Raw genomic sequence first — 12,152 nt, forward strand, 5'->3', positions numbered from 1 at the left:
AACCTGGGAGCCGTACAGATTGAAGCCGGCCACTACACCGATGCCCTGGCAACCTACCAAACCGACCTGAAAACCTATCCCCGAAACGGATGGGCACTACAAGGCATGAAGCTGGCCTACCAAGGCCTGGGCGATACACAAAACGCCGAAGCCATCGGCAACCAACTGGCCGAAGTATGGGCCACCGCCGATACACCAATCAACAGTTCACGAATTAAATAAGCCAAAGCGAAGAACGAACAGCCTGGCAAGCCGGGATAAACAAGACAACACCCAACCAAAAGCTCCGGAAACAAAGCCGGAGCTTTTCCTTTTTACTACGCCCCGCTTTCCCTAACTTTAAAGCATGGTTGATGTACACGATAAGCAAACGCGCAGCTATAATATGAAACAATAAATGTCAGTTATGTTTTATTCTATATTTTTTTGATATTTGATTATCAAAAATCAACTCAATGAACCGAGCCTACTTTTCGAGTACGATTGACAAATTTAATTCCTCTTCACCAACCGAAATACTGGGAACTTTAGCCGACAATAACGAGTTTGCAACAGAACAAACTCAAAAGGATGCATGGAAATTCCAAATCGAATACCTCCAAAGCATATTAAATGGACATTCTGGTTCAATTTATTTTGAATATGCCATCCCTCGGATGGGAAAGAGAATCGATGTACTACTCGTCATCAAGTCTATTATTTTCGTTATTGAATTCAAGGTTGGTGAAAAAGATTACCCAACACATGCTATTGACCAAGTTTGGGACTATGCACTTGATTTGAAAAACTTTCATGAAACCAGTCACGATAAAACAATTGTTCCGGTATTGCTTGCAACAAAAGCTAAACAGTCCGACCTATTTCTTTCAACATCAAAGCAAGGTGACAATCTATTCGATCCAGTAAAATCGAACTCGAGGGATCTGTTGCATATCATCAATAATGCCTTGCTTTTCCAGAACGGACAGGCACAAATCAATATTATAGATTGGGACCAAGGACGCTATCAACCGACTCCCACCATTATTGAAGCAGCTACTTCTCTTTATAATAATCACTCCGTTGAGAATATTTCGCGAAGTGATGCCAGTGCGATCAACCTTAGCCAAACATCCAGCGAAGTCTCGGAAATTATCAAACAGTCAAAGGAAAATTCGGAAAAGGCGATTTGCTTTGTTACCGGAGTACCCGGTGCAGGAAAAACCTTAGTTGGGTTAAACATTGCAACCACACACTTTGACAAGGAAAGCGACTTATATAGTGTGTTCCTATCTGGCAATGGGCCTCTAGTAAAAATATTACAGGAAGCTTTAGCTAGAGACAAAGTCAAACAAGCCAAAGCGAAGGGCGAAAAACTGACCAAGAAAGTTGCAAGTAGCGAAGTACAGGCATTCATTCAGAACGTACACCACTTCAGAGATGAAGGCTTGCGCGACAGTTCTCCTCCAATTGAGCATGTAACCCTTTTCGATGAAGCACAACGTGCCTGGACCTTAGAACAAACCAGCAATTTTATGCGGCAAAAGAAGGGAAAGCCAGACTTCAATATGTCCGAACCCGAGTTCTTAATCTCCTGCCTTGATCGGCATCCAGATTGGGCTGTTGTTGTGTGCTTAGTAGGCGGAGGACAAGAGATCAATACCGGGGAAGCAGGTATTTCTGAATGGATCGAAGCACTTGAGCGATCCTTTCCTGACTGGAGAATTTACATGTCGACTCGCTTAACCGATAGCGAATACAATACAGAACAAATACTAAAGCAGATCAATCATCGAAACAATGTTTTTCACTCTGACTCACTCCATTTGTCGGTATCGATGCGATCGTTTCGAGCCGAAAATGTATCTCTGTTAATCAAAAATATCTTAGACATCAACCTCGCGCAAGCACAAACAATTTTGGCAGAATTGAACTTAAAATATCCGATCGTTCTGTGTCGAGATTTCGGCCAAGCTAAGCAATGGCTCAAAGAAAAGGCTCGGGGAAGCGAACGTTTCGGAATTGTCGTTTCTTCGCAAGCTCAGCGATTGAAGCCATATGCAATTGATGTCAAATCTCCGATCGATCCCGTCAATTGGTTCCTCAACGGTAAAGACGATATCCGCTCATCGTACTACCTTGAAGATGTAGCGACTGAGTTCCATGTACAAGGGCTGGAGTTAGATTGGGCCTGCGTAGCTTGGGATGGAGACTTTAGGTACTCTAATGGTAATTGGGATTACAAATCATTCAAGGGCAACAAGTGGCAGAACATTAATAAAGAAGATCGAAAGCTTTATCTAAAGAATGCTTACCGCGTTTTACTTACACGAGCTCGTCAAGGTATGGTTATCGTAGTTCCCCAAGGCGACCAAGAAGATCCAACTAGACTACCTGAGTTTTATGACGAGACCTTTGAGTATTTAAGATCAATCGGATTTGAAATTATATGAATCAAGCGATAAAACATATACACTCCTTAAAACAGGGAATTACCAAATACGGCAAGGCTCCCCACAAACCAGTTCTACTGCTTTCAGTCCTTGACTCATTTGAAGCCAGAGAAATTACCGAAAATTGGATTGAGATTACCGATGAATTGCTTCAACGATTTCATGATAATTGGTGCCTACTGGTTAAAACACCACACTCACCAACATTTGCATTACCTTTCTTTCACCTAAAAAACGAGAAAGGCAAGTTTTGGCAATTGATCACGCTACCGGGCAAGGAGATTCCTACAAGTAATAGTAATTCCATTAAGAGTTTTAAAGCCTTGAACGAAACCGTAATGGCCGCACAATTGTCTGAAGAAATGTATATTGCATTTTCTAACAGCCTGCAACGCGAAGCATTAAGACGTGAAATTCTTTGCCATTACTTCGGAATTAATTCGCCCTTGAACCCAGAAGAAAAATCGAGCTACACTCAACAAATAAAGGAACAGATTCTTTACGAGCCCGAACAGAACTTTGCTCGTCTTGTGAAAAGGCAGATCGAAGAGCACACCCGTGAAACGAGAGAAGAATTTGCTATTTTGAGAAGTTCTGTCTTTCGCAAAACCATCTTGGAAATATACGATAACCAATGTTCCATTTCTGGATTGAAAGTTACAGATGCAAGCAACCGCCCACTGGTTGATGCCTGCCACATAGCTCCATTTGCCGAAAGCTTAAACGATTCTATCAGAAATGGAATAGCAATTTCACCGACACTTCATCGAGCTTTTGATAGAGGCTTGATCGCCATCTCCAATCAATACAAAGTAATTATTCATCCTAAACTAAGAGATTTCAATCCAAATGCGGGAATCCGGCAATACGAAAACAAAGAAATTATCTTACCTCAAGATAATAGGTTTTATCCTTCCATTACACGACTTGAGGGACATAGAAAAAGATTTGGATTCCAATAAAATGTGACGCATAGTCCGTTGACAAATACCTTCCTCTACCCTTACTTTGTTTTCAAAAGACTATGGCAAAAGGAATCCGCTTTCACTACCTCTATCGGGATTCGGGAAACTACAAGAAATTCGGCCATAAGGTTTTCTCGAATCCTAATCATTTTACATGTGAAGAGATTTCGGAACAAATAAGAAGTTCATTAATCGACACAGAATTCTTCTATCCTGAAAAGGTTGGTATTCGGAAGTTTCGTTTTCACCGATATTGCGATGATTATTCATGGTATGAATTTGATTATATCGAGGAAATCCAAACCTGTTATTCGCATGAGCCTATTGAACAATTAATCCTCAAACTTTCCCAACAAACACCCGGAAAATAGTTCGGCTGGCAAAGCCTAAGACCACAAATAGGCCTAAAGCCAACAGCGCTTCGGCAAATACATAAACGGAAAGTTGTCGCCCAAAGAAGGACACAAACGGTTTGAGGTTGTCGATCGCATAAGCCGTCATCACCGTTTGCTGATCGGTGGTCTCAAAGGCAGTCGTTGTTTCTCCAACCGTGAGGCTTTCAAATTCTCCCCGGCTCACACGGAATTCGTATTTCCTTTCTTCACCAACAACCCGCCCAACTGCCATTAACAGCGGAAATTTATCGCGGTTACCAACATTGTTAAGCTGCTCAATTATCAGCTGAACAGGTCGATCTTTTTGAAGTTGGCTATAAACTCTCGAATCGTCGAGCGAATTATAAGTTCCCAGGTAAACCAACAAGCCTACCGAGAAAACCCAGGCCATGATCCATTGATACAATCCCTTAAACTTTTTGGAATCAAAATGCATAACAGCTGTTTTTACACAGGAAAGATAATCCATATTCTCTAACCTTCCTTAAGTGATCTGCTGACTCTTCCCTGATTTGCACCAATATATCTCAGGGATCCCGGTAAAGAAGATGCTCCATTCTTCCCGGTAGCTAGTCAATTCGACAGGAGTTTAAATTTTCAGTTAGCAGGAATTTATTTTTTAGTAATAGCTCAGAAGACAAAAACTGCGAAGAGCCCACCACCCGTAGCCTTCAAAAGGTACACATAAAAATAAACGCAGTTCATCACGATCCCACACGTGCCCGGGAATGCTTCTGAGGCCAGTCCGAAAAATTTCAATTTACCGGCAAGGGAGAGACAGTTTAGAAGTCATAATTTTTAGCTCCTTAAATTATCTATTTGAGCAAATACACGACAAAATAGCTGCGAAGAGCCCACTTCCCGGGCTTTCTAAAAAATACGGAATACCAGCGCAAGCCTGGGAAACACCTGTTCATTAACAAAGCAATTAATTACTGCGCTGGTATAAACCGGGATGACTTCCGCCTTTCCCAGCGAAGCGCTGGGACGTCCCAGCAAGATAATTTCCTTTCCCAGCGTGATTCTGGGACATCCCAGAAAGGCTCTGGGACGTCCCAGCAAGCTCTCCGCCTTTCCCATCATAGATATTTCCTATGGGATTGCTTCGCTGGGAAAGGAAATATCTATGATTTCCTTTCCCAGCACGATGCTGGGACGGGCGGAAGGAATGCTGGGACATCCCATAAGCTTACAGGGACATTTATGCAAAAGCAGTTTAAGTTCCAAAATCCGGAAGGTTGAATCCGAGACGGTTGCCCGTTAAACCAAAAGGTTGATCCCAAAGGAAACCGAAGCGAAACAACAGGACAAAAAAAATCTGCCCTGTTTTACAAGGCAGATCTCATGAGAGAGGTTTAAGCCTCCTCGTCAGACGTGCTTCTTGGCTTACCGACTTTCCTCAATTTCTTAATCTCGATCACCAGGTTGTCCTTTTTACCAAACAAACCTGTTATCAGATCAACCGTAGCCGAACTGTCGGTGTAGGCAATGCCGAGGGCTTCATGTGCGAGCTTGGTAGCATCTTTTGCAGCAGCAGCAGCCTCTACTTGCTTAGCTTCGGCCTGATCGGCGGCCTCCAGTTCAGCTTTTAGTTGGTCAATCTTTGCAATCGGATCGAAACCTTTGTCGGTCAGTAATTGTGAATTTCGTTCCAAAATCACAATAAACTGGGAAACAAAGTCACGTCTTCTAGAATCATTTAATCCTGACATTTTTAAATTTGTTTTGGATTTAATAATGCTTGCGTTATTAATCGGGTCACCTGTAAGCTTTCGACGGCACAGGTGGCCTTCTTTTTACCACTCCGGCCACACAGCCGGATATACATACACCCCGGGGCATATGTGAGTATTGGGATCATTTCGACAAAAAACTATTACTAAAAGAAGAATCGCTTAAAAGGTTAATACAAGGACTAACCTTAATTATCAACTAAATTATGAAAGATAGCGACCAAAGTCAAGCTGTTTTTAGCATAAATAAGATAAAAAATACCTGCTCGTTCTAAAATCGTAGCTATAACTGGAAGAAAACCTGCGTGCAAAGGGATAATCGACTGGCCTCGAAGGTTTAAAACCTGGCACCGTTTGCCCCCAGTCCTGAAGGGGCTTTAGCAAGTTGCGAGATGTCTAGACAAAAAAGCATCCTCGAAGCGCCATCCCGCCTAATGAAAAAGAGCGTTAAGAAACCAGTTGGAGAATGTTACCATCCAGGCGAATCAGAGACGGTAAAACTTCACCAATAGATTGTAACTCAACGCTTAACTGTCTCTCCCCTGATTCAACTAAAATCATGATTTTAGCTGAACCGGTCCCCTCTCTACCAGTAGAGAGGGGTGGCGCGAGTATAGCGAGCGTCGGGGTGAGTCAAAACCGACAGCTGAGCAAAATGAACAGCCCGTCCGGCTTAAGGACAAAAAAGGATCATTCAAACCATGCGGCGCATGCAAACCAACCAACAACAACATTCCCGGTGCGCCTGAAATCAAAACACGACAACTATACCCCGGTGTTAGCCGGGCTACCAAACACGAACTAAGTTATTAATTCGCCATTACTGACCATTTTGGTAGATACCAGCCTTTCTTGGTTTCCATGGTCCGTACATGCGGAACAAAATTCAACCACAGCTCCCGATATTGTGCTTTGTATTTTTTGTCGTTCTCACTTTCAAAGTGTCGCATAGCTTCTTCGCTTTCAGCCGAGGTTTCAAGGATCCAGCAAGGTGTATGGTTCCCGAACACCACCTGGTAAATATCCCAGTGATAGTCAATGCCTTCATTTTTGGTAAAGTCGATATACTTTTGAACAGCCTCAGCAGCCTCTTTTTCGTGACCCGATTTCAGATAGATAAAAGTCCATTCATAGAAATGATTGGGTTCTGTTGCAGCTTCCTCTTCCGCCGGGTGATAGGAAAGCTCTTTACTCCAATGGACCACCGATTGACTGATATTAGAGAGGTCGCGAAATTTAACAGGCTCATCAAATCCCTTTTCCTTCATCTTCTCTCTAATCTCCATCATCTTCGCAGCCAGTGTATCGATGGCAGCAAAATTCTTAATCGGCATCACCCAATAAAATGAATTTTCATCTGTTCGGAAAGTGTAGACGGTCATATCAACATCCAACTCATTGAACAATTTCATCCCCTCAGACTGAACCTTCCAGAATTCAGGCATGTCGGGAGGAGCAACAAACTCTTCCATGACCAGCATCATCTGTGGCCCTTCAGCATCCTGAGCATGGGTGCAGTTTATTCCAAGCAGAGCCACAAAAAGAGCAATCGCAAAAAACAAGGTAAACTTTTTCATGATTTGGTTTTTTTAAGGTGAAACACAAACAATTACGGAATAAGCTATCGGTTGGTTCAGTCAACAACTCCTAATCCTCCGTCGTTTTTTGCATGCTAAGCTCCATGCCCTGTTGCATCATAAAGCCAAGTTCGTCCATGACTTCTTTCCCAACAGACATCATGATCGTACAATTAAAATCAGCGTCAACCCGCTCAATTACCAAAGAATTAAATTCAACGGTTACCCAGTGAAAGGCAGGTCGTTTGATGGTTTGGAGCAGTGTGAACCAGTTTCGAAAACAACCTAGCTATTCTCTAAAGCGCTATTTTTCCACTTAGAATACTTCAACAGCAGCATCCCCAGGAAAAGGATTGGAGAACCAAAAATCACGGGTACAATCCAATAAAACCAGAAGAAAAATGCTGTAAAAAAGACTCCGCCCCACCAAGCCGTTAAGAATATTCCTGCAATCTTTTCATTCTTCCATAAATAGAAGTAACCAATTACAAACCAAATGAAGAGTACAAAAAACATGACTAATCCGAACCCAGATCCAGTCATCGTTCGATCATAAGGAGGAAATGCTTCATCAATAAAAATAAGAGCATACAGAATGGCAGCCAATGTGACCAATACACGCAGAACATTTCGAAACACGTTCGATCCTCTCAACTTTGGATCAAATGCAAATGCTTCATCGATAGAAATAAAAGTAACCAAAGAGATAGCCAAAGCGACCAATACGCGCAAAAAATCCCGAAATTCTTTCATGACTATAGTCTTTATAAGATTAAGGCTCTTCTTTCAGAGTGAGCTCCATGCCCTGTTGCATCATAAAGCCAAGTTCATCCATGATCTCCCATTCTTCAGCAATTTTACCGTTCACCAGGCGGAAAACGGTAAACATCTGAATTTCGACCTTTTTACCGGTTGGTGACAGTCCTTCGAGTTCGCCTGTATTAACACCCGAAAACAGACAACGGCTCATCACCAAATCGCCATCAGCCATCAGTCCTTCAATTTCGATATGCGTATCGGTCAGGGCTGACAGATAGGTTTGATAAACAGATCGGTATTCGTCGATGCCGTTCATACTTACGGAGGTGCCATGGTAAACCACATCGGGTGTTTGCGATTCTTCTAAAATCTCCGGACGACGGTCGTTCCATTTCCCTTCCCAGTATTTCTGAATAACTAACTTATTGTGTTCCTCCACATGATTTTTCGATTTCAAGGCTTTCAGATCAGCCTTGTCTGCCTTATCAACACAGGATACACCAAGCAATAATACAAAGGCAATTACGAAGCTTAGGATTCGTTTCATAACAATAGATTTTGGTTTTGTATGAAATACGAGATTAGGAAAGGAAAAGCTACAATGAGCAATAACTGAAGCAAAATCGGGGCGCCACTCCGCTGAATGAAAAAGAGGGTTAAGAAAACATATTCAAAGTGTTACCATCGTAGGCGAGTCAGAGACGGCAAAACTTCACCAATATGTCAGAACTTAACTGTCTCTCCTCTGATTAAGCTAAAATCATGATTTTAGCTTAATCTGTCCCCTCTCTACCAGTAGAGAGGGGTGGCGCGAGTATAGCGAGCGTCGGGGTGAGTCAAAACCGACAGCTGGGCAAAATGAACAGCCCGTCCGGCTTAAGGACAAACGCCTCCACATAATAAAACCCGGACATACGCTCCCCGGGTTGAAATAGTCTGATGACTATCTCTGCAGAAAAGGTCTAACAATTCGTACAATTACAGACCGATAATCATCCCTTTTAAAGACCAAAGAATAGCCAGTACATCTTTTTGGGTATCCTCATCAACACCGTGTTTACCCAGTGTCAGCATAATATCGTCCATCACATGGGTATATTCTTCCCGGCTAATGTTCATCCCGGTATGTGCCTCAGGCATATCGCGCCCTTTATACTCTACCGCACCTCCACTTCCGGCACAAAAGAAATCAACCGAGTGCTGTTTGATAACAGCCAACCGGTCCGGATCTTTCAGGTAAGGTAAAAAACGTGCACTAATAGCTGGATTCTTCATGTGCATATCAATTGCGTCGTCCACAATCGCCTTAATTCCGTCAACTTCACCCAATCGCTCAAAGAGGGTTGCTTTTTTAACTTCAGTTTCCATAGGTATTCAATTTTAGATATGAAACGATTTCTTTATTACGATGTCTTCACTCGTAACTTGCAGTCCTTAAAACCGCTCCGATAACGAATGAGCCTTTTTCAAAATTAAAGAAGTACCTCGCGAAACAGGATTACTTTTGGTTCAAACACTGGTACATTTGGACCAGAAGCCGGTTTTCCGCAGCCTGTCAAATCAAACTTTTATAGACCGTGGGCGACAAACCATAAACTTTTCGGAAGCACTTGGCAAAATACGACGGGCTGTTAAAGCCAACAGCATAAGCAGATTCAGCAATGCTGCAATCATCGTTCTTCAACAATTGCAGTATCCGTTTCAGCCTGTACTGCAACAGGAAATTGTTGGGTGAGTTGCCGGTCAATACAATCATTTTACGGTACAATTGTGTCTTGCTCAATCCTAGTCTGCGCTGAAAACTCTCGACCGTCAACCCGGCATTAACACACTCATGACCGACAAACTCCATCAGGCGGGTCAGAAATTTTTTATTCGCATCCGACAACACCAAAACCTGATCATTCAGATTGCCGTGCCAAACATTTTCACTGGCATACAAATCGCGAACTTCTTCAGTCAAGGCAATATCTGCATTGGTCTGGCACATATGCTCGGCGAGTTTTACACTATCTTCAAACAGCTGATTTTTCCCGCTTACAGGTACGCCGGCACTCAAACCTATTTTTAAACGAATCATCCCCCGGTCGGCCTTATCCCAAGCCTCCTTCTCTGCGGCCTGAATACGCAAGGCACAGTGCACCGCTTTTGTAACCGAGGTAAACGAAGCCAGGAAACGATTGTCTTTATGCCTCACCAGGCGCCCATCGTGCTTTTCAATTTCCTCCCGAATGCGCTTCTCTTTAGCTTCGATCTGTGTAAGAAATGATTGTCCCTGGTAATCGTGTAGTGACTGAATCTCGGTCTCAACCACCATAATCAGTCGAAAAGCCGGTTCATTAATAATGTTCAGACGTGTGTTCTGTGCTTTTACGGGGTCTTCAATCCGACCGAGAAAGGACTCCACAATCGACGGATCAACTTCAATGATCCGATGCGGAACCTCACCATGGGCGTGATCATGCATCGCCTTTAGCTCTTCGGCACTGGGGGCTTCAATTAAACAAAAAGCGGTTTTGCGCACATCATCAAACCAGTAGGTTAATCCGCGACAGCCAAACTGATCCTGAACTTTCAGGTCTTGCTGATGCAACTCGGCCACATTCTCTGCTGTCACCGAGTCCGAAACATCATGTCGATCCATATAGATAGGCATAAGCAACGATTTAGATTTAGTTCTTTGCACCTTATGGCGCCACCACTTCAGATTAAAAGACAAAATGGTATTTTTTATAACGGCCAATTGCAGAGAAGGTTTCTTTTTGTTGATGCTATAAAACTGAAATCCATGGCTCTTCAGAATTGAAATAAGGGACTTTCTTCTTTCGGTTTATCCGGCAACAGACAAACTGTTCGGGTTTGGAAGCACCGGCTTTTCCCGCAAAACCATTACTTTTATTCACCGAAAACAAACAAATCAACCGGAATGGCAAAGATCAAGACTGTTTATACCTGTCAGAATTGTGGCAATACCTCGCCCAAATGGGTGGGCCACTGCACCAACTGCGGCGAGTGGAATACTTTTGTGGAAGAAGTTGAAGTCAAGCAGACCAAGACTCCCCTTCCTTCGCGCTCGGCCAGCGGAGCACAGCCACAACGCCTCTCCGAAGTTGGCGCAGGGCAGGTTGAACGCATCGACACCCGTAACAGCGAGCTTAACCGCACCCTGGGTGGCGGGCTGGTTCCGGGATCACTCGTGCTGGTTGGTGGCGAGCCGGGCATCGGTAAATCGACCCTGGTACTGCAAGTAGCCCTCGACTTGTCTGATCGAAAGATTCTGTACGTTTCGGGGGAAGAAAGCATCCAGCAAATTAAGATCCGCGCCAACCGGCTAAAACGAGAAAATGACAGTTGCTTTTTCCTGAGTGAAACCTCGCTGGAGAATATCCTCACCCATTGTGAACATATGGAGCCCGAGCTGCTGGTAGTCGACTCCATCCAAACAGTGGCTACTTCTTATATTGAATCGTCGCCAGGGTCGGTTGCGCAAATTCGCGAGTGTACCAACGGGATCCTGAAGTTCGCCAAGGAACGCCGTATTCCCGTTATCCTCATCGGGCACATTACCAAAGAAGGGAGCCTGGCCGGCCCCAAAGTGTTGGAGCACATGGTTGACACGGTGCTGCAGTTCGAAGGGGAGAATCAATACATGTACCGCATTCTGCGATCGATTAAAAACCGCTTTGGCTCCACTTCCGAACTGGGTATTTTCGAGATGAATAACACCGGTATGCGTGAGGTAAGCAATCCTTCGGAGCTACTCATTAACCGCGACGACGAAGGACTAAGCGGTACCGCTATTGCCTGTGCTATCGAGGGCAACCGCCCGCTGCTGATCGAGATCCAGTCGCTGGTGAGCACGGCAGCCTATGGAACACCGCAACGATCCTCAACCGGCTTCGACCTGCGACGCCTGAATATGCTGCTGGCCGTATTGGAAAAACGAGCCGGCTTTAAACTGGCCGCCAAGGATGTTTTCCTCAACATTGCCGGGGGCATTAAAGTAGACGATCCCGCCATCGACCTGGCTGTGATCTCGGCTATCCTGTCCTCCAATTTCGACCTGGCCATCGACAAATCGATGTGCTTTGCCGGCGAGGTTGGTCTCTCAGGTGAGATCCGTGCTGTCAACCGGTTGGAGCAGCGCATTGCCGAAGCCGAAAAGCTGGGTATGAAAAAGATTTTTGTTCCGGCCAACGGTAAAGCGCTCAACTTCAGCAAATACAAAATTGACATTGATCCGGTGAGCCGTGTCGATGAGTTTTTCAAAAAGGTATTTCGAAAGTAAGAA

At 44.1% G+C, this 12,152-nt stretch carries 11 protein-coding genes and 1 pseudogene; 4 read left to right on the forward strand and 8 right to left on the reverse strand.

Going from position 1 to position 12,152, the window contains the following annotated elements:
* From AC37HE_RS14170 to AC37HE_RS14180, 3 genes and pseudogenes are all read left to right on the forward strand, one after another.
* Window positions 1-222, forward strand: a pseudogene (locus AC37HE_RS14170) (hypothetical protein); the annotation flags it as partial.
* A 434-nt stretch (window positions 223-656) separates the two neighbouring features.
* Complete coding sequence (locus AC37HE_RS14175) at window positions 657-2,432, forward strand: DUF2075 domain-containing protein (protein WP_500783506.1); 1,776 nt, start codon at window positions 657-659, stop codon at window positions 2,430-2,432.
* On the forward strand, window positions 2,429-3,394 hold the full coding sequence (locus AC37HE_RS14180; protein WP_500783507.1) for an HNH endonuclease: 966 nt from the start codon (window positions 2,429-2,431) through the stop codon (window positions 3,392-3,394). Before AC37HE_RS14175 ends, AC37HE_RS14180 begins: the two co-directional genes overlap by 4 nt.
* Before the next feature lie 342 nt (window positions 3,395-3,736).
* On the opposite strand, the gene AC37HE_RS14185 is transcribed toward AC37HE_RS14180, so the two are convergent.
* From AC37HE_RS14185 to AC37HE_RS14220, 8 genes are all read right to left on the reverse strand, one after another.
* Window positions 3,737-4,228, reverse strand: a complete 492-nt coding sequence (locus tag AC37HE_RS14185) for a hypothetical protein (RefSeq protein ID WP_500783508.1) — start codon at window positions 4,226-4,228, stop codon at window positions 3,737-3,739.
* 434 nt (window positions 4,229-4,662) lie between these two features.
* The gene (locus tag AC37HE_RS14190; protein ID WP_500783509.1) at window positions 4,663-4,875 is read right to left on the reverse strand and encodes a hypothetical protein; all 213 of its coding nucleotides are present in this window, start codon (window positions 4,873-4,875) and stop codon (window positions 4,663-4,665) included.
* A gap of 272 nt (window positions 4,876-5,147) precedes the next feature.
* Entirely contained in the window at window positions 5,148-5,504 is a 357-nt protein-coding gene (locus AC37HE_RS14195) for a hypothetical protein (protein ID WP_500783510.1), read from the reverse strand.
* A gap of 830 nt (window positions 5,505-6,334) precedes the next feature.
* On the reverse strand, window positions 6,335-7,102 hold the full coding sequence (locus AC37HE_RS14200) for a hypothetical protein (protein ID WP_500783511.1): 768 nt from the start codon (window positions 7,100-7,102) through the stop codon (window positions 6,335-6,337).
* 285 nt (window positions 7,103-7,387) lie between these two features.
* Entirely contained in the window at window positions 7,388-7,855 is a 468-nt protein-coding gene (locus AC37HE_RS14205) for a hypothetical protein (protein WP_500783512.1), read from the reverse strand.
* Between the two features lie 19 nt (window positions 7,856-7,874).
* Complete coding sequence (locus tag AC37HE_RS14210; RefSeq protein WP_500783513.1) at window positions 7,875-8,408, reverse strand: ester cyclase; 534 nt, start codon at window positions 8,406-8,408, stop codon at window positions 7,875-7,877.
* Between the two features lie 431 nt (window positions 8,409-8,839).
* Entirely contained in the window at window positions 8,840-9,229 is a 390-nt protein-coding gene (locus AC37HE_RS14215; protein WP_500783514.1) for a group I truncated hemoglobin, read from the reverse strand.
* Between the two features lie 187 nt (window positions 9,230-9,416).
* A complete protein-coding gene (locus AC37HE_RS14220; protein WP_500783515.1) occupies window positions 9,417-10,517 on the reverse strand; it encodes a nickel-binding protein in 1,101 nt (366 codons plus the stop codon).
* Window positions 10,518-10,787: 270 nt separating this feature from the next.
* Between AC37HE_RS14220 and radA the strand changes: the two genes are divergently transcribed.
* Window positions 10,788-12,149, forward strand: coding sequence for a DNA repair protein RadA (gene radA, locus AC37HE_RS14225; RefSeq protein ID WP_500783516.1), 1,362 nt, complete (start codon window positions 10,788-10,790; stop codon window positions 12,147-12,149).
* The last annotated feature ends 3 nt before the right edge of the window (window positions 12,150-12,152 follow it).

The sequence above is a fragment of the Mangrovibacterium sp. genome, from assembly GCF_059905295.1.

Bases quoted from the DNA above. Each gene is read 5' to 3' on its own strand.
- AC37HE_RS14175 (WP_500783506.1), top strand. From the start codon at position 657: ATGGGAAAGAGAATCGATGTACTACTCGTCATCAAGTCTATTATTTTC.
- AC37HE_RS14180 (WP_500783507.1), top strand. From the start codon at position 2,429: ATGAATCAAGCGATAAAACATATACACTCCTTAAAACAGGGAATTACC.
- AC37HE_RS14185 (WP_500783508.1), bottom strand. From the start codon at position 4,228: ATGCATTTTGATTCCAAAAAGTTTAAGGGATTGTATCAATGGATCATG.
- AC37HE_RS14190 (WP_500783509.1), bottom strand. From the start codon at position 4,875: ATGATGGGAAAGGCGGAGAGCTTGCTGGGACGTCCCAGAGCCTTTCTG.
- AC37HE_RS14195 (WP_500783510.1), bottom strand. From the start codon at position 5,504: ATGTCAGGATTAAATGATTCTAGAAGACGTGACTTTGTTTCCCAGTTT.
- AC37HE_RS14200 (WP_500783511.1), bottom strand. From the start codon at position 7,102: ATGAAAAAGTTTACCTTGTTTTTTGCGATTGCTCTTTTTGTGGCTCTG.
- AC37HE_RS14205 (WP_500783512.1), bottom strand. From the start codon at position 7,855: ATGAAAGAATTTCGGGATTTTTTGCGCGTATTGGTCGCTTTGGCTATC.
- AC37HE_RS14210 (WP_500783513.1), bottom strand. From the start codon at position 8,408: ATGAAACGAATCCTAAGCTTCGTAATTGCCTTTGTATTATTGCTTGGT.
- AC37HE_RS14215 (WP_500783514.1), bottom strand. From the start codon at position 9,229: ATGGAAACTGAAGTTAAAAAAGCAACCCTCTTTGAGCGATTGGGTGAA.
- AC37HE_RS14220 (WP_500783515.1), bottom strand. From the start codon at position 10,517: ATGCCTATCTATATGGATCGACATGATGTTTCGGACTCGGTGACAGCA.
- radA (WP_500783516.1), top strand. From the start codon at position 10,788: ATGGCAAAGATCAAGACTGTTTATACCTGTCAGAATTGTGGCAATACC.